The organism is Rhodanobacteraceae bacterium (assembly GCA_016713135.1).
Taxonomy (GTDB): domain Bacteria; phylum Pseudomonadota; class Gammaproteobacteria; order Xanthomonadales; family SZUA-5; genus JADKFD01.
Window position 1 is genome coordinate 278,796 of record JADJPR010000001.1, and the last position, 23,134, is coordinate 301,929.

At 69.2% G+C, this 23,134-nt stretch carries 19 protein-coding genes, 2 pseudogenes and 1 riboswitch; of the genes and pseudogenes, 16 read left to right on the forward strand and 5 right to left on the reverse strand.

Annotated features, from left to right (window positions below):
• The first annotated feature begins 100 nt into the window (after nucleotides 1-100).
• The 10 genes and pseudogenes from IPK27_01040 to IPK27_01085 all read left to right on the forward strand — a co-directional run bounded on the left by IPK27_01040 (nucleotide 101) and on the right by IPK27_01085 (nucleotide 10,123).
• The gene (locus tag IPK27_01040; GenBank protein ID MBK8066242.1) at nucleotides 101-772 is read left to right on the forward strand and encodes a hypothetical protein; all 672 of its coding nucleotides are present in this window, start codon (nucleotides 101-103) and stop codon (nucleotides 770-772) included.
• Nucleotides 773-864: 92 nt separating this feature from the next.
• Nucleotides 865-1,650 carry a hypothetical protein gene (locus IPK27_01045; protein MBK8066243.1) on the forward strand — a complete coding sequence of 262 codons (786 nt, stop codon included), beginning with the start codon at nucleotides 865-867 and terminating at the stop codon, nucleotides 1,648-1,650.
• Between the two features lie 216 nt (nucleotides 1,651-1,866).
• The gene (locus tag IPK27_01050; GenBank protein ID MBK8066244.1) at nucleotides 1,867-3,066 is read left to right on the forward strand and encodes a hypothetical protein; all 1,200 of its coding nucleotides are present in this window, start codon (nucleotides 1,867-1,869) and stop codon (nucleotides 3,064-3,066) included.
• A gap of 6 nt (nucleotides 3,067-3,072) precedes the next feature.
• Nucleotides 3,073-4,337: pseudogene (locus tag IPK27_01055) on the forward strand (SAM-dependent DNA methyltransferase).
• 619 nt (nucleotides 4,338-4,956) lie between these two features.
• Nucleotides 4,957-5,427 carry a hypothetical protein gene (locus tag IPK27_01060; GenBank protein MBK8066245.1) on the forward strand — a complete coding sequence of 157 codons (471 nt, stop codon included), beginning with the start codon at nucleotides 4,957-4,959 and terminating at the stop codon, nucleotides 5,425-5,427.
• A gap of 131 nt (nucleotides 5,428-5,558) precedes the next feature.
• Nucleotides 5,559-6,203, forward strand: coding sequence for a 4'-phosphopantetheinyl transferase superfamily protein (locus IPK27_01065; GenBank protein MBK8066246.1), 645 nt, complete (start codon nucleotides 5,559-5,561; stop codon nucleotides 6,201-6,203).
• Nucleotides 6,204-6,266: 63 nt separating this feature from the next.
• The gene (locus IPK27_01070; GenBank protein MBK8066247.1) at nucleotides 6,267-7,091 is read left to right on the forward strand and encodes an acyl carrier protein; all 825 of its coding nucleotides are present in this window, start codon (nucleotides 6,267-6,269) and stop codon (nucleotides 7,089-7,091) included.
• Nucleotides 7,092-7,126: 35 nt separating this feature from the next.
• Nucleotides 7,127-8,143, forward strand: a complete 1,017-nt coding sequence (locus tag IPK27_01075) for a hypothetical protein (protein MBK8066248.1) — start codon at nucleotides 7,127-7,129, stop codon at nucleotides 8,141-8,143.
• A complete protein-coding gene (locus IPK27_01080; protein MBK8066249.1) occupies nucleotides 8,140-9,273 on the forward strand; it encodes an acyl-CoA dehydrogenase family protein in 1,134 nt (377 codons plus the stop codon). The genes IPK27_01075 and IPK27_01080 overlap by 4 nt, the downstream gene beginning before the upstream one ends.
• 160 nt (nucleotides 9,274-9,433) lie before the next feature.
• A pseudogene (locus IPK27_01085) lies at nucleotides 9,434-10,123 on the forward strand (ABC transporter permease).
• Here the strand turns inward: IPK27_01085 and IPK27_01090 are convergent.
• Nucleotides 10,060-10,197 carry a hypothetical protein gene (locus tag IPK27_01090; GenBank protein MBK8066250.1) on the reverse strand — a complete coding sequence of 46 codons (138 nt, stop codon included), beginning with the start codon at nucleotides 10,195-10,197 and terminating at the stop codon, nucleotides 10,060-10,062. The pseudogene IPK27_01085 and the gene IPK27_01090 sit on opposite strands and share 64 nt — an antisense overlap.
• Nucleotides 10,198-10,235: 38 nt before the next feature.
• On the opposite strand from IPK27_01090, the gene IPK27_01095 reads away from it, so the two are divergent.
• A complete protein-coding gene (locus tag IPK27_01095; GenBank protein MBK8066251.1) occupies nucleotides 10,236-11,846 on the forward strand; it encodes an FtsX-like permease family protein in 1,611 nt (536 codons plus the stop codon).
• Nucleotides 11,847-11,876: 30 nt separating this feature from the next.
• Here IPK27_01095 and IPK27_01100 read toward each other — a convergent pair whose 3' ends face one another.
• Entirely contained in the window at nucleotides 11,877-13,373 is a 1,497-nt protein-coding gene (locus tag IPK27_01100) for a TonB family protein (GenBank protein ID MBK8066252.1), read from the reverse strand.
• Nucleotides 13,360-13,734, reverse strand: a complete 375-nt coding sequence (locus IPK27_01105; GenBank protein ID MBK8066253.1) for a BlaI/MecI/CopY family transcriptional regulator — start codon at nucleotides 13,732-13,734, stop codon at nucleotides 13,360-13,362. The genes IPK27_01100 and IPK27_01105 overlap by 14 nt, the downstream gene beginning before the upstream one ends.
• A gap of 179 nt (nucleotides 13,735-13,913) precedes the next feature.
• Here IPK27_01105 and IPK27_01110 point away from each other — a divergent pair, with 179 nt between their 5' ends.
• Both IPK27_01110 and IPK27_01115 read left to right on the forward strand, forming a co-directional pair.
• On the forward strand, nucleotides 13,914-14,774 hold the full coding sequence (locus tag IPK27_01110) for a nitroreductase family protein (protein ID MBK8066254.1): 861 nt from the start codon (nucleotides 13,914-13,916) through the stop codon (nucleotides 14,772-14,774).
• Nucleotides 14,774-17,653 carry a PHB depolymerase family esterase gene (locus IPK27_01115; protein ID MBK8066255.1) on the forward strand — a complete coding sequence of 960 codons (2,880 nt, stop codon included), beginning with the start codon at nucleotides 14,774-14,776 and terminating at the stop codon, nucleotides 17,651-17,653. The genes IPK27_01110 and IPK27_01115 overlap by 1 nt, the downstream gene beginning before the upstream one ends.
• A gap of 141 nt (nucleotides 17,654-17,794) precedes the next feature.
• Here the strand turns inward: IPK27_01115 and IPK27_01120 are convergent, their stop codons facing one another.
• Together IPK27_01120 and IPK27_01125 are read right to left on the reverse strand one after the other, a co-directional pair.
• A complete protein-coding gene (locus IPK27_01120) occupies nucleotides 17,795-19,699 on the reverse strand; it encodes a TonB-dependent receptor (GenBank protein MBK8066256.1) in 1,905 nt (634 codons plus the stop codon).
• A 145-nt stretch (nucleotides 19,700-19,844) separates the two neighbouring features.
• Nucleotides 19,845-20,073: riboswitch (cobalamin riboswitch) on the reverse strand.
• A gap of 367 nt (nucleotides 20,074-20,440) precedes the next feature.
• Nucleotides 20,441-21,100 (reverse strand): sigma-70 family RNA polymerase sigma factor, encoded by a 660-nt coding sequence (locus tag IPK27_01125; GenBank protein MBK8066257.1) that lies wholly within the window; start codon nucleotides 21,098-21,100, stop codon nucleotides 20,441-20,443.
• 260 nt (nucleotides 21,101-21,360) lie between these two features.
• Between IPK27_01125 and IPK27_01130 the strand changes: the two genes are divergently transcribed.
• The 3 genes from IPK27_01130 to IPK27_01140 are packed head-to-tail and all read left to right on the forward strand — an operon-like array spanning nucleotide 21,361 to nucleotide 23,030.
• Nucleotides 21,361-21,744 carry a VOC family protein gene (locus tag IPK27_01130; GenBank protein MBK8066258.1) on the forward strand — a complete coding sequence of 128 codons (384 nt, stop codon included), beginning with the start codon at nucleotides 21,361-21,363 and terminating at the stop codon, nucleotides 21,742-21,744.
• Nucleotides 21,741-22,496, forward strand: a complete 756-nt coding sequence (locus IPK27_01135) for a hypothetical protein (protein ID MBK8066259.1) — start codon at nucleotides 21,741-21,743, stop codon at nucleotides 22,494-22,496. Before IPK27_01130 ends, IPK27_01135 begins: the two co-directional genes overlap by 4 nt.
• A gap of 39 nt (nucleotides 22,497-22,535) precedes the next feature.
• Nucleotides 22,536-23,030, forward strand: coding sequence for a DUF1801 domain-containing protein (locus IPK27_01140; GenBank protein ID MBK8066260.1), 495 nt, complete (start codon nucleotides 22,536-22,538; stop codon nucleotides 23,028-23,030).
• The last annotated feature ends 104 nt before the right edge of the window (nucleotides 23,031-23,134 follow it).

A 23,134-nucleotide genomic window follows, 5' to 3' on the forward strand; every position in this document is an offset into this window, starting at 1 on the left:
CTGGCTCCCTGCAGAAGTGCTAGCTGCTACTGAACAGGGAAGCATCGGGGCGGGGCCTTTCGGAACGATCTTCAAGGCGAAAGACTTTAGGCCTGAAGGAGTGCCGATCATCTTCCTTCGACATGTCGCACCAATGAAGTACTTGCGGGACAAGCCGGGCTTCATGGACACGGAAAAGTGGGAAGAGTTGTTTCGGCCTTACTCGGTTTTTGGCGGTGAATTGCTAATCACAAAGTTGGGCGAACCGCCGGGCGTCTGTGCAATTTACCCAGCGGATGTTGGCCCAGCGATGGTTACTCCTGACGTAATCAAGATGCGAGTGAACGAGGGCATCGTGGTGCCCGCTTACCTTATGTATTACTTCAACAGCCAGGTAGCGAAGCGATTTGCCACGGGTGCCGCTTTCGGCACAACGAGGACACGCTTGACACTTCCCCTCTTCCGAGCGATGCCTGTTGTGGTCCCGCCGCGCGCCGAACAAGAGCGCATCGTCGCCGAAGTCGACCGCCGCCTCTCCATCGTCCGGGAGGTCGAGTCAGAGGTCGATGCCAACCTGAAGCGCGCGCAGGCGCTGCGCCAGGCGGTGCTGGCCAAGGCGTTCGGCAGTGGCGGGCAGGCGCTAGACTTGCGGGCTGTTGGAGCACACCGCGGGAGAGGCGCCGTGAATACCCATCGAACGCAGACCCCCAGAAGTCCCACTGCGCCTGAAGGCTGGCGAGACTTCGCCCTACCGCCGCATCTTGGGCCGCATCCCGGCCGAAGAGTCCGATAAGGAGCTCCTAGCAGCGGTGGCGGTAATGAACTGAGCGCGATGGCCAGCATTCTGCGGCCTCGGCTTGACCTGATCAGGGGCACCTGAACCTCATGCCTGCCGAGGACCTTATGAGTGAGCCGAAGTCAATTCAGAAAAAGGAGGGCTCCAGCGCAAGGGGGCTGATCGCCTTTGCGTTTGTCGAAGAAGCGTACTCGAAGACCGGCGACTTGGTTTCAGGCCTAGTCCCGCTGTTCGCGCCGGTACTCGCCAAGAAGCCGAACAGGCGGTTCGACCCGGCAGATTTCGCGGCCGATGTGCAGCGGGCCTATGACATTCCGATGAGTCCTTTGGTAGCAGCGGGGCTTGTAGAGAAACTCACTGAGGCCAAGCTACTGACGCAAGCGGAAGGCGAGCCCCACACTTACCGGATCGCACCAACCCACTCGACGAGTACGGTGTCTGATGAGTCCGAAATCGACGCACTGCTGGAAGCATTCTCCCAGTTCGCCAATGAGTCACTCGCCCGATCTGGCATGCAGCAAGACCCGGATACTCTCGCAACGGCGTTCTTGCAACGCCTTACAAGCGCGCAGTTCCTAAGCTTTACTGACCGACGCGAGAAGAACTACTACCGAGGGAGAACCCTCACTCTCAAAAAGGTTGAAGACGACTCGCAAGATAACTTTCAGCTGGCTCAAGCGCTCGACGTTCTCAGCGCCGAGTTCGCATGGAAGAATCTCGAACTTGGCGGGGCCGCCGCCGAGATTCTCGCCCGCCTGATGTGCGGGGCAATCATCGCGGAGGTCGTTTTAACCCTTCAGGCCCCGGAGCTCGTCAGACGCCCTTTCGAAGTTGACTGTGGTCTCAGATGGCCCACTCATTCTGGACTACCTTGACCTCAGCACGCCCGAGTTGCGCGACTTCGCCAATGACCTGTTCGAACTTCTCGGCAAAGCGGGAGTTCGCAAAGCGGTCTTCAAGCACACGTTAGAAGAGATGAAGGGACACTGCGCGGCCCTCTTGATGCGCTTCAACGCGGTGACCAGCCATTCGGGTCATTGGGAAATCGAATCCGCGTCGACACAAGTCATGCGGCTTACGCGAGGGAGACGTTGGCAGATCTACAAGGTCGAGTTGAAAAACTGGGATTCGATATTCTTGACGCAGACGCCTTCGCAACCCCCGAGCAGCTCAAATACTGCGACGACGCGGCTGAGGAGGGACTGCGGAACAACGTCGGCCCTTTGATGGAGAACCTTGAGCGTCGAATCCGAGACGCCCGCTCCATCGCCACGGTGCTTCGCTTACGAGCGGACGCCGGGAATGCGAAGTCCGTCGCTGACACGCACTGGATACTTGTGACCAGAAATGAGGCTGTGGCCAAACGATCACAGAGCTTTCTCCTCGGTCGCAAGTTGATAGACCGTGACCATGTGCCACCGGCGATCACCGATAGACAGCTGGCTGGGTATCTGTGGTTCGCCGTCGGCGGTAACTTGGGCACACTCTCACGAAAGAAGCTCGTCGCCAACTGTTCGAACGTCATGACTCCTCGCACCGACGTCGTCAGCAAGGTGCGGCAATACCTGACAGAGCTAGACAGCGAGAAGGCCAACTTGTTCGTCGCGCTGATGCGGGATCAACGTGCCCAGCGTTGTCTGGTTCATGCCACCCTCGGCTTTCCGAGCGCTGTCACCTCTCACAACGCCGAGCAGCTTCTTGAGGAGGTCCGGCTCAGTGTCGCCGGGGAGGTTCGCGAGGAAGCGGCGCGTCGCGAGGCAGTGCTTAAGGCGGAACACGACAACGCCGTTGCAGACCTTGCGAGACAGCATCAGGAAGAGGTGCTTCGTCGCGACGCCGATCTCCTTTCGGCCCGGAGAGAATTGCGCCATCACAAGAAGGAGTCAGAAGAGAAGCTCAGCGAACATCAGGGAGAGATATCTCAACTCAAAGAACACGTTCATGCGCTGGCGTCGTCGATCGACGCCGACATCGATTCGCGCATGCAGCGGGCGGCAGACCATGCGCGCCGCCAGACCGTGACGCTCAAGGTGGCTCTGGTCGTTGGGTATCTGGTTGTGGTTGGGGTCGCAGCTTGGTTGGCTCCGGGCGACCCCATCTACAGGGTCGCGGTAGCGGTGGTGGTGGCGTTTATAGGATTCTGGATAGTTCCTCAGAGTGCTTTCGAGACGATGGCGCGGCCGCTATGGACCAAAGGGCTTTCTTCGAAGTGCGCTGAACTCGGAGTCTCGGAGCATCTCCACAAGTACGAGGTCGATGCATCGACCATGCAGGTCATCAGGAAGCGGTGAACATCTATGTCAGCGACTGGTCCGCTCGTCCAGAAACTCTGGAACTACTGCAACGTCCTGCGCGATGACGGGATGAGCTACGGCGATTACGTCGAGCAGCTCACTTACCTGTTGTTCCTGAAGATGGCTGACGAGCGCTCGCGGCCGCCGTACAACCAGCCGAGCCCGGTGCCGGAGGTATACGCCTGGCCCTCCTTGCGGGTGCGCGATGGCGATGAGCTGTTTGACCACTACCGCCACACCCTGGAGCAGCTGGGTGGCGAGAAGGGCACGCTGGGGCTGATTTTCGGCAAGGCGCAGAACAAGTTCCAGGATCCGGCCAAGCTACGGCGCGTGATCGTGGACCTGATCGACGCCGAGGACTGGTCGGCGATGGGCGCCGACGTGAAGGGCGATGCCTACGAGGGCCTGCTGGAGCGCAACGCGCAGGACATCAAGTCCGGCGCCGGCCAGTACTTCACGCCGCGCGCGCTGATCCAGGCGATGGTGGACTGCATCGCGCCCAGGCCCGGCGAGCTGATCTGCGATCCGGCCTGCGGCACCGGCGGCTTCCTGTTCACCGCGCACCAGTACCTGACGCAGCACAACCCCAACCTCACCCGCGAGGAGAAGCGCCACCTCAAGGAAGGCGCCTTCCGCGGCTGGGAGCTGGTACAGGCCACTGCGCGCGTCTGCGCCATGAACCTGATGCTGCATGGCATCGGCTCCGAGAAGAGCGTGCCGGTGCGCGTGGCCGACGCGCTGGCGGCGGATCCCGGCGAGCGCTTCGACGTGGTGCTGGCCAATCCGCCTTTCGGCAAGAAGAGCAGCACGGTGATCGTCGGCGAAGACGGCCGCGCCGGCAGCGAGAAGGACATCGTCGAGCGCGACGATTTCTGGGCCACCACCAGCAACAAGCAGCTGAACTTCGTGCAGCACATCAAGACGCTGCTGAAGATCCACGGCCGCGCCGCGGTGGTGGTGCCCGACAACGTGCTGTTTGAAGGCGGCGCTGGCGAGACCATCCGCCGCAAGCTGCTGCACGAGTGCGATGTGCACACGCTGCTGCGCCTGCCGACTGGCCTGTTCTATGCGCAGGGCGTCAAGGGGCGCGCGACAAGGCCAGCCTGGACATCTTCTGGCTGCGCGACGAGTCGCTGGCCGACAGCGACAACCTGCCGCCGCCGGATGTGATCGCGCAGGAGATTGTCGAGGATCTGCAGGCGGCGCTGGAGCAGTTCCGGTTGATCGCAGCGGACCTGGGCGCGGGCAGCGCGTCCACGGACGAATGAGCCAGCGCGTCAGGGCCCGCTGCCGAACCAATGGAAACGGGAAGCGCCGACGGGCTCCGGTCAGTTGACGGCGATGCGGGCTTTCATCAATGCGACGCAGTCATCGCTGCCGGCGATGCTCTTCTCGGCGCCGGAACATGCGCGGCCAGTCACTTCTCATCGGCAGTGCTGAGTGCCCACTGTCCTGTCCATTCATCACACGCCACGCGTCCATGGTTTGCATCGCATGCGTCAGTACCGCCGAGTGCACGGTGGTTCTGCGGGATGGGCGGCCTGATTGCGCCGGCTGCGCGGGTGAACTGGAACCGGGCATCGATGGGGTGTGCGCCATTCAAGCGTGGGGTGTCGGTGATGGTCGGGACAATGCCGATGCATGGGTGGTCATGCGTTTCGCAGGTCGGGAGCGTCCGGGTTCTGCACGAGTGCTTGTCGCGGATGGCGGCTTGCTGCGGGGTGATCGGCGTGGCATGTCCTGGACAGCACACATCGTTACATTGTTGTCGTTTGCGTCTCAGGATCTGAGACGGACGAGGGGTCAAATGCCTCCCGTGCCGAGTGGCACACCTGACCGGCGAGGGCGTCGGTGCGGGTATCCGTTGATGACTAGGAGTGATGCAACATGAAGAACCTTGCTACGTTGAACCTCACCGATGGCCAGCTGGTCGCCATCGATTCCGCCATTGCCGAGCTGGAGCGCCAGCTGTCGGGCCTGATTGCCTTGTCTCCGGAGGAAAAGCGCCGGGCGACGAAGCTCGGCGACAAGTCCGAGAACTTCTGCCGTCAGACCCTGCGGATGCTCGGTGAGAACCCGCAGCTGATCCCGCCCAAGCTTGACCTGGCGAGTGCGGTGGCTGACCTGGCTGCGCGGGATGCGCTGCGTCCGCGGCTGATGCGGCTGCGTCGTTTGCTGGAGCGTGGTGACGACACCGACTTTGCCCTGGGCAGCGATGCGATGTCCACGGCCATGCACGGCTACACGCTGCTGAAAGCGATCGGTGGCCGCGATGGCCTGGAATCGGTGAAGCGTGAGCTGGGTGCCCGCTTCATGAAGTCCCGGCGTACCCCGCCGGAGGAGAAGAAGGCGGCATAGGGCTGCCTGCTTCAAGTTGGAAACGAAGAAGCCGCCGCAAGGCGGTTTTTTTGTGGGCGGAATCCGGGCTGCGTGTGCCCGACTTGACCGGACCCACCCGCACCCTACACTGGCCCGCACTGCGCGCATCCATGCCGGGGGCTCCCATCTTTCCAGACGGATTTCCAGCGGGCGTCTTTTTCGCCGCGCAGGCAATCGACGCGCCTGACCTCCAGGCGCTCGCGGGCGCGGCGGGGATCGTGCCGTTGGACGAGGTTTATCCGCTGCCGCGCCGGCGGGAGTTCCTGGCCGGGCGGCTGGCGGCGCAGGCGGCGCTGGCGCAGATCGCCGAGCGCGGGCTGGTCGGGCGCCGGGGGCATGCGCCGGTGTGGCCGGACGGTTGCTGCGGGTCGATCAGCCATGCGAACGGGGTGGCGGTGGCGGTGGCCGGATCGGCACGGGACTGGCGGGCGCTGGGGGTGGACCTGGAACCGGCGCCGCCCGACGACGTGGTCCCGACCCTGCGGCGTGCGTTTGCGCCGGGGGAGTGGCAGGCCTGCCAGGCCTCGCCGGATCCCTGGGTCTGGGCGCGGGCCTGGGCGGCCAAGGAGGCGGCGTGGAAGTGCGCCAGCGCGCTCGGCCCGGCGCCGCGGCTGCATGAGCTGGTGGCGGCTTGGGACTCGCCCGCCCGCGGGAACCTTGCGCTGGTGTCGGCCACAGGCGCCGCCGTGCTGCAGCTGCACGCGAGCGAGTGGCAGGACATGGCGCTGGTGCTGGCGGCGCTGCCGGCTCGCTGAGCGCGTTGCGCCGGTGGCAGCACCGCCGTACATTGTCGGCGTCATTCCCCGCCGGAGGTTGCCATGCCCCAACGTCGATTGCTGGCATCCAGCCTGGCGGGTTTGCTCGCGCTGGTGGGCTCTCCTTTCGTGGATCGCGCCGCGGTGGCGCAGGCACAGGACGAGGCCGATTGCGTCGATTCGGACTGTGCATCCGCCGAGGACGAATGGGCGCAGGACGAGGAAGCGTCGGAATCCGCGCCGGCCGACGAGACTGAGCCGGTCGACGAGTCCGGGGACGTGGAAGACGCCGCGCCGGCAGAAGAGGAGGCATCCGAAGACACCGCCTTCGCCGACGACGAGGCGCCATCCTGGGACGAAAGCGCCGAGGGTGAGGCGCCGGAAGCCGATGCGGAATTCGCGCTGACCGACGAGGCGCCGGCGGGCGACAGCGAGGAGGAGGAAGAGTCCGAGGACACGGAGTCGGACGACGCAGAGTCGTTTGCCGACAACGCCGACAGCGAGGCACCGCCGGCCGCGGACCCACCCACCCCGGCACCCCAGCCGACTGCGCCGCCGGCCCCGGCGCCGCAGCCGACCACCCCTGCCGCGCCCGCTTCGCCGCCCGTGGCCAGCGCCCCAGCGCCGCCGGCCGCGCCGGGAGACGCAGCCAGCATCCGGTCGGACCTGCGCAATTTCGTCGCATCAAACCTCGACGTCCGGGAAAAATTCACGGATTCCGACGACATCTTCTCGATGGGCTTCGTCAATTCCCTGTTCGCATTGAAACTGGTCAACTTCTGCGAGCAGAAATTCGGCATCGAAATCGAGGGGGACACGCTCGAGCTGGACAACTTCCGCAGCATTGATGCGATGGTGGCGACGGTCCAGCGCAGCCCGCGCCGTTGACATGCCGGAAGGGGAGCACGCCTGCGCAGCCGGGGATGCCCAAATGCGTGGTCTGGGACCTGGACGGCACGCTGTGGGAGGGCACGCTGGGCGAGGACGCGCAGGTGCGGCCCTGTCCTGCGGCACGCGCCAGTGTGATCGAACTCGACCGCCGCGGAGTGCTGCAATCGCTCGCCAGCCGCGCACCTCCCGATCTGGCGCTGGCGCGCCTGGCGGAGTTGGGCCTGGCGGACTACTTCCTGTTCCCGCAGTTCGGCGCGCAACCCAAGTCGCAGGCCCTGCTGGCGATCGCACAGGCGCTGGGGATCGGCAGCGACAGCCTGGCGCTGGTCGACGACGATCCCTACGAGCGCGCCGAGGTGGCGCATGCGCTGCCGCAGGTGCGTTGCTACGACGCCGCGCTGCGCGGACAGTTGCCGGCCTTGCCGGAGTTCAGCGTGCCCCTCGGCACGGTGCCCGGCCAGCGCCGGCGCTGGTACCAGGACGAGCGGCGCAGGCACGCGGCGGAGATCGCGGCGCCCTCGCGGGCGGACTTCCTGCACGGCCTGGACCTGCGCCTGCGGATCCGCCGCGCGCAGCCCGCGGACCTGGCGCGCGCCGAGGAACTGACCCTGCGCACGCACCAGCTCAACAGCACCGGCGAGCCCTACGCGGCCGAGGACCTCGCCGCGCGCTGCCAGCGCGAGGAGCACCGCGTGTGGCTGGCGGATTTGCGCGACCGCTTCGGCGAGCACGGCGACATCGGCCTGCTGCTGGTGGACACCGGCGCAGACGGCTGGCGGCTGCGCCTGCTGCTGACCTCCTGCCGCGTGCTCGCTCGCGGGGTCGGCGGCGTGCTGCTGGGCTGGCTGGTGCAGCGGGCGCAGGCCGCCGGCGTGCGCCTGGAATGCGATTTCCGCGACACCGGGCGCAACCGCGCGATGCAGATCGCCTACGGCTTCGGCGGGCTCAAAGCGGTGCGCGACGAGGACGGGCTGGTGGTGTACGCGCCAGCGCGCGCCGCGCCGCCACTGCCGGCGTGGTTTGCGATCGACGATGGAGAGGCCGGGTGAGCATCGATCCCGCCACGGAAGCGTCCCGGCGCGCCGCGCAGGCGCGCTTCCGCGCCTGGGTGGACGCCGAAATCCGCCCGGACGCGGCGCGCGCCGATGCCGATGGCCGGCTGCCGGCGGACCTGCCGCGGCGGCTCGGCGCGGCCGGGCTGCTGATCGGCGACGGGCTGGATGCGGTCGAGCTTGGCCTGCTGCACGCGGAAATCGGCGCCGCCTGCGCCTCCACGCGCAGCCTGATGACCGTGCAGGGCATGGTCGCGGGCGCGATCGCGCGCTGGGGCAGCGCGGCGCAGCGGGCGCGCTGGCTGGCGCCGCTGGCGCGCGGCGAATGCGTGGCTGGCTTCGCGCTGAGCGAGCCCGAGGCCGGCAGCGATGCGCTGGCGCTGCAGTGCACCGCGCGGGCCGTCGACAGCGGCTGGCGCCTGGCCGGGCGCAAGGCCTGGACCAGCTTCGGGCAGATCGCCGACGTGTTCCTGGTGATCGCGCGGATCGAGTCGGACCTGATCGCCTTCCTGGTCGAACGCGATGCGCCCGGACTGACGCTGGAGGCGCTGCCGCCGGGACTCGGCCTGCGCGCGGTGATGGGCGCCGACCTGCACCTGGCCGATTGCCGCATCGGCAGCGAGGCGCGCCTGGGCGGGCGCGGCTTGGGCTACGCCGCGGTGGCGGCCGGGGCGCTCGACTACGGCCGCTACAGCGTGGCCTGCGGCGCGGCCGGCGCCGCCGCGGATTGCCTGTCGCGGGCGTTGGCGCATGCGCGCGAGCGCCAGCAGTTCGGTCGCCCCATCGGCGAGCACGGCGCGGTCCAGGGCCTGCTCGCGCGCATGCTCGCCGCCACCCAGGGCGCGCGCCTGCAGTGCGCCCGCGCCGGCGCGCTGCGCCAGGCCGGCGATCCGCGCGCCGGCGCCGAGACCCTGCTGGCGAAGTACCAGGCGACCCGCGCGCTCAGCGCGGTGGCGGCGGATGCGGTGCAGGTCCTTCGGCGCGCGCGGCTGCGCCAGCGGCCATCCGGTCGAGCGCCATTACCGCGATGCGAAGGTGCTCGAGATCATCGAGGGCAGCACCCAGATCCACGAGTGGCTGCTCGCGCGCGAGGCGCTCGCGGGTGCCTGGGAGCTGCCGGGCGATGAACCGGCGTAGGCCGGTGTAGCGCGCCGCGCTTCACCGGCAAAAGCGCCGGGGAACCGCTGCGCGGCACCCCGGCCTACGTTCCCGGCGTCAGCCGATTGCCCGGATTCGCTATCTGCATTCTGCGAAGCTGGTCGCCCTCTTCAACTGCGGTGACCGACGATGACGTTGCGTCTCGCGCTGCGATCGCTGCTGCGCGCGCCGGGCTATGCCCTGGCCGTGGTGCTGACGCTGACCCTGGGCCTGGCGGCGATGGGCGCGATGTTCGCCATCGTGCACGGAGTGCTGCTGGCGCCGCTGCCGTATGCGCAGCCAGAGCAACTGGTCAGTGTGGGGCTGCAGTCGCCGGAGCAGTCTTGGGTGAACCAGCCGCTGGGAATCCAGGCGGTCTACGAGCGCCATGCCCGCTCGCTGCAATCGGTGGCGCTGTACCGCAGCGGCAGCAGCAATGTGCGCCTGCCCGATGCGGGCGTGGACGCCGACAGCGTGGCGGCGACCTGGGTCACGGCCTCGATGCTGCCGCTGCTGCGGGTGACGCCGCTGCTCGGCCGCGGGTTCACGCCGGAGGAGGAACTGCGCGGCGGGCCGAATGCGGTGATCCTCAGCGAGGCCGAATGGCGCGCGCGCTTCGGCGCAGCGCCGGATGTGATCGGGCGGACGCTGATCGTCAACGACGCGCCGCGCACGGTGGTCGGCGTGATGCCGGCGGGTTTTGCCTTTCCGACGGCGGCCACCCGGTTCTGGCTCCCGGTCAAGCACACCGACAGCGGCCTGCTGGAGGACTTTTCCTACACCGGCGTGGCGCGCCTGGCGCCGGGCATCGGCGTGCAACAGGCGCAGGGCGAGCTGGCCAGCGTGCTGCCGCGTATCGCCGAGCTGTACCCGCGGCTGTCCACCGGCGGATCGACCGCGGACTGGCTGTCCACGCTGCGCGCGTCCGCTGCTGACGCCGCTGCGCGAGGCGATGACCGACGATGTCGCGCGGATCTTGTGGATGCTGGCCGCGGCGGCGGGACTGGTGCTGCTGGTGGCCTGGGCGAATGTGGCGAACCTGGCGTGGGTGCGCGCAGACGCCGGCCAGGCCGGCATCGCGGTGCGCACGGCACTCGGCGCCGGCCGCTGGCGCGCGGCTGCGGGCTTTCTCGCCGAGGCAGCTCTGCTTGGAATCGCTGCGGGCCTGTTGGCGCTGCTCGCGGCGCGCGCGGCCGTGCGCGCGCTGGTGGCCTTCGGGCCGGAAGGGTTCCCGCGCCTCGGGGAGTTGGGAGTCGGTTGGGAGACCGCGGCTTTCATCGCGCTGCTGAGCGTGGCTGGCGTGGGCTTGAGCGCGGCGCTGCCGGTGCTGCGTACCCAGCGAGTCGACCTGGGCCGCGCGCTGCACGACGGCGCACGCGGACAGACCAGCGGCAAGCCGCGGCAACGCATGCGCGCGGCCATCGCCACGCTGCAGATCGCACTGGCGCTGGTGGTGCTGATCGGCTCGGCCCTGCTGCTGCGCACCGCGCAGCGCCTGCAGGCGGTCGATCCGGGCTTCGACGCGCGCGAGGTGAGCACACTGCGCATCCTGCTGCCCTACGCCCGCTACGGCGACGCCGCCCGGCTGGCCTTCCAGGCCGAGCTGGTCGAGCGCGTGCGGCGGCTGCCGTCGGTGCAGGGCGCCGGCCTGGCCTTGCAATTGCCGCTCGCCTGGAAACAGGCGCCGGAGCAACGCTTCCGCCTGCCGGGCGAGGCGCAGCCGCGCGCGCTGCCGGTCAATGTGATCGGTGACGGCTATTTTGCGGCGCTGCGCATCCCCCTGCTGGCGGGGCGCGACTTCCGCACGCTGGGGACAGCGCAGGCAGGCGACATCATCCTCAGCCGGCGCGCAGCCGCCGAACTGTTTGGCGACGCGCATGTCGCGACTGCGGTGGGCCGGACGCTGGCGCTGGCCGACGCAGGCGGACCGACCTGCACCGTCGTCGGCGTGGCCGGCGATGTGCGCCAGGCGGACCTGGCCAGCGTGCCGCCGCCGCTGGTCTACCTGCCGCAGACGCTGCCCGGCCCACGGCCCGGCATGGCGCTGGTGGTGCGCTCGCCATCCGACGCGCTGCCGGCCATCCGCCAGCAGCTGCGCGAGCTGGACCCCACGGTGCCGCTCTATCAGGTGCAGTCGATGGACGAGGTGATGCACGCCTCCACCGCCCGGCTGCGGCTAACCGCCGCGATGATGAGCGCTGCGGCGGCCGTCGCGCTGTTGCTCGGCATGATCGGGCTGTATGGCGTGATGGCCTACCTGGTGGCGCTGCGCACCCGTGAATTCGGCGTACGCCTGGCGCTCGGCGCGGACCCGCGGCGCATCGCCCGCGCGGTGCTCGGCCACGGGTTGGTGCTGGCGGCTGGCGGGATCCTGGCGGGATTGTTGCTGCACGCACTGGCTGCGCCGCTTTTGCGTGCCTTCCTTTTCGAGGTCACGGCCCACGATCCGCTGACGCTGGCCGGCGCCGCTCTGCTGCTCGCCGCCACCGCGGCACTCGCCAGTTGGCTCCCCGCCCGCCGCGCCGCGCGGGTGGATCCGGCGCTGGCGCTGCGGGCGGGGTAGACCTCAGCTCTTTCGGGGGCCGCCGCCGGCTCAACCAGCCGGCGCGAGGTCATCCTCATCGAGCCTGAAGTGGATCGGCATCTGCATGCTGGCGGGCAGCGGCTGCGCCTGGTTCTGCGGATTCAGCCACCAACCGCGCACCGCGGTCAGCACCGCTTCCTCGAACACGCCGACCGGCTGCGCGCTGAGGATGCGCGGGTTGCGCACCACGCCGGTGGCATCCACGTCGAACTCGACCCGCACCTCGCCCTCGATGCCATCGCGCATCGCCTGCGCCGGATAGCGTGGCGGCGGGCGCACGTCGGCCAGGGCGCCAGCGGGAGAACTCGCGGTCGGCGCGCGTTTCTGCGGCGAGACCCAGAACGTCAGCTCGATGCCATCGGACACGCCGGATCCGATGCGCACGGTTCCGGGCTCGCCGGTCTTCATCGCGATGGCCGGTGTGCCGGCCAGGCGTCCGTCCAGGCGCAGCTCGGTCTGCAGGTAGACCATTCCGTCGCCGCCGTCGGAGACCTGCAATTCCAGTTCCGCGTCGTCGCTGCGGATGCCGGCACGCTCGCCGGCACGCACCAGCAGGCTGGGCATCAGCGGCGCGTGGCCGGGGCGGCTGAGCAGCAGGCGCACGGCGTAGGTGGGCGCCTCGGCGCTCACCGTGACTGGTGCCTGGGTAGCCCAGACGCCGCCCCCGAAGGCCAGCGCCAGGACCAGCATGGCGGCCTGGCCGCGGCGACGCAGGCGAGTGTGAGGCAGGTGTTTCAGCATGGCGATACGCTCCTTCAGCGGGTGGCCGGTAGGCCAGTGGCAGCCGAGCGGCGCCGGCAGGCGCTCTCCGGCCAGTTGGGCTTGCAGCAGGGCATCGGCGTAGGGACGGCGCTGCGCCGGGCGGGACTCCAGCAGGCGCGCGTCGCAGGCCAGTTCCTGGTCATGGCGGAATGCGCGCAGCGCCCACCAGGCCAGCGGATTGGGCCAGCAGGCGCAGGCGACCAGCGTGGCCAGGGCCTGGGCCGGCAGGTCTCCCGCAGCCAGGTGAGCGCGTTCGTGCGCCAACATCAGGGCCTGGGCCTCGGGCGGGTAGCGCGCCTCGAAGTCCTCGGGCAGCACGATCCGCGGGCGTAACAGGCCGATCGCCATCGGCGCCGCGACTGCTGCGCTGCGTGCCACGCCTTCGCAGTTGCGCAAGCGCAGTGCGGCGAGGAAACGCCGCTGCGCCAGCCAGTGCCAGGCGAGCGCGACCAGCACGCCCGCCGCCCACAGCGCAGGCGCAAGGTCCGCAAAGCGCCAGCCTGCTTCCGCGGCGGCAGCACCTGGCGCGGCGAATTCCCCGATGGAGGCCAGCGGCGCCCAGCTCACCACGCGCACCGGCGCCGGCAGCAGCGCCGCCACCAGCGCGGCTGGCGGCAGCAGCCAGAGCCCGTAGGCGACTCGCGCGCCGCACCAGCGCCGCAGCGGATGCCGCAACGACCACACCAGCAACAGCGCCAGCGAGAGCACCAGACCACACCGCAGCAACCATTCAGGGCTGGCCATCGTCGAGTCCCTCGATCAGTTGTTTCAGTTCGGCGATGTCCTGCGCGCTGAGCTTGCGCTGGCGGCTGAAGTGCGCCACCAGCGGTGCCACGCGGCCGTCGAACAGCCGCGTGAGCAGGCTTTCGCTCTGGCGCGACAACCAGGCCTCGCGCTCCAGCACCGGCGAGTACAGGTACCGGCGGCCCTCACGCTCCGCGCGCAGCGCGCCCTTGCCGAGCAGGCGGTTGAGCAGGGTCTTGATCGTCGGCTCCTGCCAGTCCTGGCGGCCGGCCAGTGCCGCGACCACCTCCTCGGCCGCCAGCGGATGGCGCTGCCAGAGCACCTCCATGACCACGGATTCCGCTTCGCTGATGTCCACCATGGCGCTCATTGGTCGTCGCTTACATGTGTAATTGATAGTGATGATTACATGGGTAATCGATGCGCGCAAGCGTCGCCAACGACGGCCGACGGTTTGCGTGCAGCCCAGACCATGGCGGTGCGGGTGCCTTGCTGGCAGCATCCGCCGCTGCGGTCGATCCCACCTTTCCGGCCTCCACCATGTCCCACGACGCTTCCCGCATTCCGCTGCCCGGCTGGACCGAGTACCCGCCAGACGCGATGCTGGCGCGCGCCCGGGCGTTCGCCGACGAGATGTCGCGCCGACGCACCGTGCGCGATTTCAGCGAGCGCGCGGTGCCGCGCGCACTGATCGAGCATGCGCTGCGCGCGGCCGGCAGCGCGCCGAGCGGCGCCAACCAGCAGCCGTGGCGCTTCGTCGCCGTGGCCGACGGAGACATCAAGCGGCGCATCCGTGAAGCCGCCGAAGCCGAGGAGCAGGCGTTCTACGCCCACCGCGCGCCGGAGGAATGGAAGGAAGCGCTGCGCCCGCTGGGCACCGATGCGCACAAGCCCTTCCTGGAGACGGCGCCGTGGTTGATCGGCATCTTCTACGAGCGCTTCGGTTATGACGCGGACGGCCAAAAGGCCAAGCGCTACTACCCGCACGAGTCGGTCGGCATCGCCACCGGTTTGCTGATCGCCGCGCTGCATCACGCGGGCCTGTGCACCCTGACGCACACTCCGAGCCCGATGGGCTTCCTCAACCAGATCCTCGGCCGGCCGGCCAACGAGATGGCCTACCTGTTGCTGGTGGTCGGCTATCCGGACGCGGCTTGCACGGTGCCGGATATCCAGCGATTGCCGCTGGCGGAGTACGCGACCTTTCTCTTGAGGCCAGCGATAGCCGAGCCGCGCGGACCGCCGGGGAGCCGCTGCCCGCCCCGGCCTGCACCTGTCCCCAAGACCAACACCAACCACCCACACCAACACCGGCTTGAGCCCGCCCTTTCGTACGATGGCGCGCGCGCCGTGGCAGGCGTCCACTCCTCACCCTGCTCGAAGCCCTGGGGGAGGGAATGATGGCGATGCGGCACGCAGTGCGGGGCGGATTGCTGGTGTGGGCGATGGTGGCGGGCGCGGCGCAGGCGCAGTCGCTGACGGCGGTGACCGGGTTCGGCAGCAACCCCGGCGCCCTGACGATGTACAAGTACGTGCCGGCGGGGCTGCCGGCGAATGCGCCGCTGGTGGTGGCGCTGCATGGCTGCGCGCAGAGCGCGTCCAACTACGATGCCGAGACCGGCTGGGTGCTGCTGGCGGATCGCTGGAAGTTCGCCCTGCTGTTGCCGGAGCAGACGACGTCCAACAACTCCTCGCGCTGCTTCAACTGGTTCGAGGCCGGCGACATCGCGCGTGGCGCGGGCGAGGCGCTGTCGATCAAGCAGGCGGTGGACAAGGTCCGCGGCGACCATGCCATCGATCCGGCGCGGGTCTACGTGACCGGGCTGTCGGCCGGCGCGGCGATGACCGCGGTGATGCTGGCCACCTATCCGGAGGTCTTCGCCGGCGGCGCGATCGTCGCCGGCGTGCCCTACAACTGCGGCACCGGCCTGACCAACGCCTTCTCGTGCATGAATCCGGGCAGCGACCTGAGCCCGGCACAGTGGGGCAACAAGGTGCGCGCGGCCTCGTCGCATACCGGGCCGTGGCCGCTGGTCTCGATCTGGCATGGCGATGCCGACACCACGGTGCGCCCGGCGAACGCCAATGAACTGATGGAGCAATGGACCAACGTCCACGGCGTCGACCAGACCGCCGATGTCGAGGACACCATCGGCGGCTACCCGCACAAGGTCTACCTCAACGCGGCCGGCACCGCGGTGGTGGAGAGCTGGTCGATCACCGGCATGGGCCACGGCACGCCGGTGGACCCGGGCACCGGCGAACGCCAGTGCGGCACCGCCGGCGCCTACATCCTCGACGTGAACATCTGCTCATCCTGGTACATCGGCAAGTACTTCGGCCTCGACAACAGCGACTCGACGCCGCCGACCGCGGCGATCACCGCGCCGGCCAACGGCGCCGGCGTCAGTGGCCAGGTCACGATCAGCGCAGCGGCCAGCGACAACGTGGGCGTGGCGCGGGTGGAGTTCCTGATCGACGGCGCGCTGGTCGCCAGCGACGCGAGTGCGCCCTACGCGCACACCTGGGACAGCGCGAGCGGGCCGAACGGCACGCGCACGCTGGTGGCGCGCGCGGTGGACGCCGCGGGCAATGTGGGCAGCTCCGCGCCGGTATCGGTGACCGTTTCCGGCGGTATCGAGGACACCACGCCACCATCCGTCAACCTGACCTTCCCGGCCAACGGCGCGACCGTTTCCGGCACGGTGCAACTGACCGCCACCGCGAGCGACGACACCGGCGTGGCGAGTGTCGAGTTCTTCCTCGACGGCGCATCGCTCGGCAGCGGCAACCAGAGCGCGCAGGCCGGGCCATGGACGCTGGACTGGAACACCACCGCGACGAGCGCCGGCGCGCATGCCCTGAGCGTGGTGGCGCGCGACGCGCGCGGCAACCAGACGCTGGACAACGACACCAGCGTGACGGTGAACCAGGTGGTGCTGGCGGTCGACGAGTCCTTCTCCAACCGCAATGCCGACGGCGACTACTACGACCAGACCGGCTGGAGCGGGGACTTTGCGGCCGACGGCGACAACGCCACCGCGGGCGCGGGCCCGAGCCAGTCGGCCTATGGCTACGCCTCTTCCGGGGTGTCCTGCGCAGCGGGGTGGAAGACCAAGTTCCTGCAACGCAGCGCGGTGCTCGGCAGCGCGCCGCGGCTCTCGTATGCGCGCAAGCTGGACCTCAAGTCCGCGATCAACTCGACCACCGCCGCGCGTTTCCGCGTGCTGGTCAACGGCACGGTGTTCCACGAGAAGGCGGTGACCAACGCCAACTACAGCGACAGCGCCTGGCAGCGCTTCGACAACCTCGACCTGTCCGCCTGGGCCGGGCAGACGGTGACGCTGCGCTTCGAAGCGGCGGCCAACTCCAACGTGTGCATCGAGGCCTGGGCCAAGGCGCGCATCGACGACCTGCGCGTCGGCAATGCCAGCGAACCCACCGACGCAATCGCGCCCACGGTGAACCTCACCGCGCCGGCGAATGGCGCCAGCGTCAGCGGCAACGTCGACCTGACCGCCAGCGCCAGCGACGCGGTGGGCGTGGTCAAGGTGGAGTTCCACGCCAACGGCAGTCTGATTGGCGTGGACCTTGCGGCGCCGTACGCCTTCACCTGGAACACCGCGGACGTGGCCAACGGCAGCTACGCGCTGATGGCCAAGGCCTTCGACGCGGCCGGCAACGTGGGCAGCGATGCGGACACCACGGTGAACGTGTCGAACGGTGGCGGCGGCGGCGCGCCGGTGATCGTCAACTTCGCTTCCGAGGCCGCCAACGACGGCTACGTCAAGGCCAATGCGAATGGCAGCAGCCCGGCGCTCGGCACGCTGGAATCCTCGCTGGGCCTGGCCATCGGCCGCGGCACCGATGCCAAGTACAACCGCGCGCTGCTGTCCTTCGACACCAGCAGCATCCCGGACACCGCCACCATCACCGGCGCCACCCTGATCGTGAGCTTCAACAGCGCCTCCGGCGACCCCTGGACCAACCCGGCCGGCAACACGCTGGTGATCGACCTGAAGTCCGGCTGCTTCGGCGCCTGCACCCTGGAGACCGGCGACTGGTTGTCTGCTGCCAGCGCCAGCGCGGTGGCGAACATCGTGCGCTTCACCGCCGGCACACAGAGCTCCGCGGCCTTCAGCGCGGCTGGTCTGGCCGCGATCAGCAAGACCGCCCGCACCCAGGCGCGGCTGCGCTTCAGCCAGAACCAGACCGCGGCGAACTACCTGTGGATCGCCAGCGGCGCCAGCGCCACGCTGCGGGTGGAGTACCAGCCTTGAGGCGCCGCACGTAGCCGAGCTTGCTCGGCTCGGGTGCACGGCAAGAGCGGAGCAAGCTCCGCTCTACGGCTGGATGCTTCGCGTAGAGCCGAGCTTGCTCGGCTTGGAACGTGGCGGGGCGTTAGCGGAGCAAGCTCCGCTCTACGGATGCCCCGCGTAGAGCCGAGCTTGCTCGGCTCCGGGCGCGCGTCGAAAGCGGAGCAAGCTCGAGCAAGCTCCGCTTCGCGGCCCGGCGCCTTGAGCCGAGCTTGCGCCGCTGCTTACTGCTCCCACCTCAACGTGAGAGTCAACTCGCGTCCCGCCGTCGCAAATCCGCTGGCCAGGCTGTACTCGCGGTCGAAGGCGTTGCCCAGTCTTGCGGTGAGGTGCCACGCGTCGGCAAAGGCCCAGTCGGCGCGCAGGTCCAGCAGCGTGTACGAGGGCAGCTCGCCATCGAAATCGAGGCGATCGGAGGCATAGACCACGCCCCCACCCAGGCGCAGCGATTCGCTGAGCGCGTAGTCGAGGTCGACATTCGCCTTGCGCGCGGGCCGCCGCAACAGATCGCTGCCGGTGTCGGCGTTGCGCGCGTCCTGCCAGGTGGTGTTGGCTGCGAACGTCCATGCGTCGATCCGCTGCTCGAAGCTCAGCTCGACGCCGTCGACCCGGGCGCGTGCGACATTGATCGCCTGGAAGGTCTCGCCGCCCTGGTAGGCGATCAGGTCGTCGATGTCGTTGCGATAGGCGTTGATGCCGACGGTGGCGCTCGCCGAAGCGCAGGTCGAGTCCCAGTTCCAGCGCGCGCGAACGCTCCGGGTCGAGCTCCGGATTGCCGGCGAACAGCTCACCGAAACCGGGCGAATACAGCTCGTTCAGGTTCGGCGCGCGGAAGCCCTCGCCCCAGTTGGCATAGACGCGGCCGCCGTCGAAACGCCAGCCGAGCGCCGCCTGCGCGGTGGTTTCGCCGCCGAAGGTTTCATGATCGTCGTAGCGCAGCGCGCCTTCGTATTCGAACGCGCCGCGGCTGCCCTGCCAGCCGACGAATGCGGCGTGGTGGGCGAGCGACTCGTCGAACACCGCCACCGGGCCGGCGAAGGTGTCGACATTGCTGCCGTGCTCGCGCTGCAGGTTGACGCCGAACACCAGGTGCTCGGCGCCGCCGACGGCCACGTCGTGGACCCAGTCGAGGTTCTCGCGGCGGGTCAGGAAGCGCGCGAAGTAGGCCGGCGTGTCGAGGTCGTCGCGCGCGCCGCCGAGGGTCAGGCGGTGCATCCAGCCGCTCGCCAGGGGGCCTTCCAGGGTGGCGGCGATGGCGTGCTGGTCGACCGCCGTCTCGCCCTGGTCGAACTCCACGTCCTGGCGCGTGACGAGGCCGCTGAAACCGAGGCGCTGGGTGCCGAGTTCGATGCGCCCGCGCAAGCCGAGGTTGCGGTGGCTGTAGCCGTCGTCGTCGGGATCGTAGCCGAAGGCGCCGGGCAGCGAGGCAGAGAAACCGGCGTACTCCTCGCCGCCGAGTTGCACGCTGAAAGCGCCGCGCTCGTCGCCGGCACCGTATGCGGCGGCCGCTGCGGTGCGGCCGTGGCTGCCCACGCGCAGCAGGCCGGCCGGGCCGCTGCGCTCGCGGGTGGTGATCGCGATCACGCCGCTGATCGCATCGGAACCGAAGTAGGTGGCGCGCGGACCGCGGATGATCTCGATGCGCTCGATCTGGTCCAGCGGCAGGTGTTCGAAGGCAGCCGCGCCGGTGTTGGCGCTGGCCACGCGCACGCCGTCGACCAGGAACAGCACATGGTTGGAATTGCCGCCGCGCAGGAACAGGCTGGTCTGCTGGCCGGAACCGCCGGTGCGGGCGAGGTCGACGCCGGGCTGGCGGCGCAGCAGTTCCAGCAGGTCCGGCGCGCCGCTGGCGTCGATCTGCGCGCGGTCGATCACGCTGACCTCGGCGAGCACATCGGCGGCGGCCTGCGGCCGGCGGCTGGCGGTCACGGTGACCGCGTCGAGGGCTTCGGCTTCAGGGTTGGACAAAGGCAGGGCGGCCAGCAGGGCCACCGTCAGGGACACACTCATCAGGACTCTCCAGTTGAAAACGCACACCCGCGGTTGCTGCAGGGCGGCGCGGAGAGATGAGGAGATTCGCGGCGACGACGGCGGACCGGCGGCGGACGAACCACCGCCGCCCTCCGCGACGCCGATCGACGACCCGCGGCGGGAAGCTGCGGGTCCTCGTGAAGGCCGGTCTCCGGGCTCGTCGTCGCGAGAGCTTCGCGACCGCAGCGCCTTCCCACATCCGATGTCGATGCAGTGGCTTTCGCTGCGGACCCACGCGCGGACGCGCGGGCAGACCTACCGTTGCGGGGGCAGCGCCGGTGTTCGACCGGCTTCCCGTTTCACCCGCCGTCCCCAGATTGCGGACGACGGACACCTTCAGAGCGGAGCGGACGATAGCGCAAAGCGGGGGGTGACGTGAGTTGCACGTGATGGTCCGGCGTGGGCTCGGGCGAACGGACCCGGGGCGGCCAGGGTGTTCGGGACGGCGGCGCCAGGCAAGCTCGGGCTGGTGTGGTGTTCCGTAATTACCTTGAATTATTTCCGCGCCTTTTGCGCCGATGCGGCGTTGCTCGTCGTCGCCATAGCCCTGCTATGACCTCCGGTTCCGGCCCGCAACCAGTTGCGGGCGTTCAGCGGCGCGCGGCATGCCGCGCAAGCCGCCGGCTTTCACCCTCCTCTCGCCTTGCCTCGCCGCAAAATTCATCGGAAATTTCTTCAACTTAATTACGGAACACCACACTAGCCTCGCTCGCCACCGGGCTAGCGCCGCAGCTGCTGCCACTCGCGCTCGGCGGTGGCGGCGTCCACGCAGAGCTCGGCGAGCGCCTCGCGCATCGCGCCCGCGAGGCGCTCGCGCAGGCGCTTGAGCTCCACCGCCAGGGTGTTCGCCGGCACCCCCAGCCGCTGCGACAACTCCGCCAAATCGCCCTTGGCCGGTGGCGAGGCCAGCAGTGGCAGCAGTGCGTCGCAGATCTCGCGGCGCCCGCGCGCAGCGTAGGCGGCGCGCAGGCGGTCCAGGCCCTGCTGCGTCAGCGCGACCAGGAAGCGCGAATCGAAGGCGCGCTGGGGATCGCTGGCCGGATCGGCGTCTTCCAGCGGAGCATCCACATCGATTTCATCCGTGGCCAGCCGCCGCTTGTCGCGCCAGTGCCCGACATGGCGCTTGAGCATCACCAGCAGGAAGCCACGGAAGCTGCCGAACTCGGGATCCGCGCGCGAAAACCACGCGTGCTCCCAGCTTTGGGTGAGGAATGCCTGCAGCGCATCTTCGGCCTCATCCGCCCCCAGGCGCGCGCGCAGGTAGGCGCGCATCGCCGGCTGGTAGGCCCGCGCCAGCGCCGCAAACGCCCCGCGCCGGTCCACCTGCGACAGCGCGCTGCCGCGGATCAGGCTCCATTGGGTCGAAGGGAATTCGGCCATGGGTGGATGCTGGCAGGAATGGGCGCGCGGAGCGAGCCGGCACGGGGCACGGGGCACGGGGGGCTGTGGGGCAGGGGGCAGGAGAGGCCCGCATGGCCAAACGCCTGGGGCCAACAGCTTGCTCCCAGCAGGAACGCCGGAGGGATCAGCGGCTCAGCCATCCCGAAGCTGGGTTGCGAGCCCCTCCTGCCCCCGCCCCGTGCCCCGGCCCACACCTTCATGTCAGCCTTCCGCCCCCCGCACCCCCTGGATCGCCGCCGATGCAACTTGCCCTGACCACCCTGGTGGTGGCCGACTACGACGCGGCGATCGCCTGGTTCTGCGGCGCGCTGGGCTTCGTGCTGCGCGCCGATGAGCCGCGCGGCGAGGGCAAGCGCTGGGTGGTGGTGGGGCCTGACGGCGGTGGCGGCGGCTTGCTGCTGGCGCGCGCGGTGGGCGATGCGCAGCGGGCGCGTGTCGGCGACCAGACCGGCGGGCGGGTGGCCTTCTTTGCGCAGACCCGCGACTTCCATGGCGACTACCAGCGCATGCGCGCCTTCGGAGTGGACTTCTGCGAGGAGCCGCGCCACGAGGACTACGGCTGGGTGGTGGTGTTCCGCGATCTCTGCGGCAACCGCTGGGACCTGCTGGAGCAGCGCGCATGATGCTGCTCGCGCTGAAACTGCTGCTGGTGCCGACGCTGATCGCGCTGGTGACCCTCGCTGGGCGTCGCTGGGGCCCGGGCGTGGCCGGCTGGCTGTCGGCCTTCCCGATCCTGTCGGGACCGATCCTCTTGATCCTGGCGCTGGAACAGGGCCCGGCTTTTGCCGCCGATGCCGCGCACGGCACCTTGCTGGCGGTGCTGGCGATCCTGGTGTTCAGCCTCGCCTACGCATGGACCGCGCAACGCCGGCCCTGGCCGGACTGCATGCTGATCGCGCTGTCCTGCTACGGCCTGGCGGTGCTTGGGTTGCGCGAGATGCCGAGCAGCCTGCCGGTGTCCTTTGGCGCGGTGATCGCAGCGCTGCTGCTGGCGCCGCTGGCGTTCCCGGCGGTACCGCGCTGGGTGACCGGGCGCAGCCAGCGCAACGACCTGCCCTGGCGCATGGCTGCGGCGGCGGCGCTCGTCTTGCTGGTCAGCGCGGTTGCGGCGGCGGTCGGTCCGCGCCTGGCCGGCCTGCTGGCGATGTTCCCGGTGATGAGCACCGTGCTGGTCGGCTTCAGCCACCGCCAGTCCGGCGGTGCCTTCGCGGTGAGACTGCTGCGTGGCATGGTCGCCGGCTACTACGCCTTTGCCTGCTTCTGCGCGGTGCTGGCGCAGTTGCTGGCCGGGCAGGGCATCGCGCTGGCCTTCGCGGCGGCGCTGGCGGTGGCATTGCCGATGCACTGGCTGGCGCGGCGCTTCGTGCCTGCCTGAGCGGCGCTATGCTGGCTCCGACATCTCCGGAGAGTGCCGATGGCCGCGAAGCCCGCCAGCGTCGATGAGTATCTCGCCTCCCTGCCGGAAGACCGCCGGCAGGTGGCCGAGGCGGTACGCAAGGTGATTCTCGCCAACCTCGACAGCGGGTTCGAGGAAGGCCTGCAGTACGGGATGATCGGCTACTACGTGCCGCACCGGGTGTTCCCGGCCGGCTATCACTGCGACCCGAGACAGCCGCTCCCGTACGCCGCGCTGGCCTCGCAGAAGAACCACCTCAGCCTGCACCTGATGGGCCTTTACATCAGCCCCGAGACCGACGCGGAAGGCGAGAACCCGGAGACCCGCTGGTTCCGGCAGGCCTGGGCCGCCACCGGCAAGAAGCTCGACCTCGGCAAGGCCTGCCTGCGCTTCAAGAAGGTCGACGACCTTGCCCTCGACGTCCTCGGCGAGGCCTTCCGCCGCCTGCCGGCGCAGCGCTACATCGAGCGCTACCAGGCGGTGCGGGCGTTGGGGAAGGGGCGTGGGAAGTAGCGAATACGGCAGCGTGGCCAGGTATTGGCGCTGCTTGAAACGTCATCGGCAGCGAGGAAGGAGAAGGGCGCCGGGCGGACGGCATCGTTCATCAAGCGCCTTGC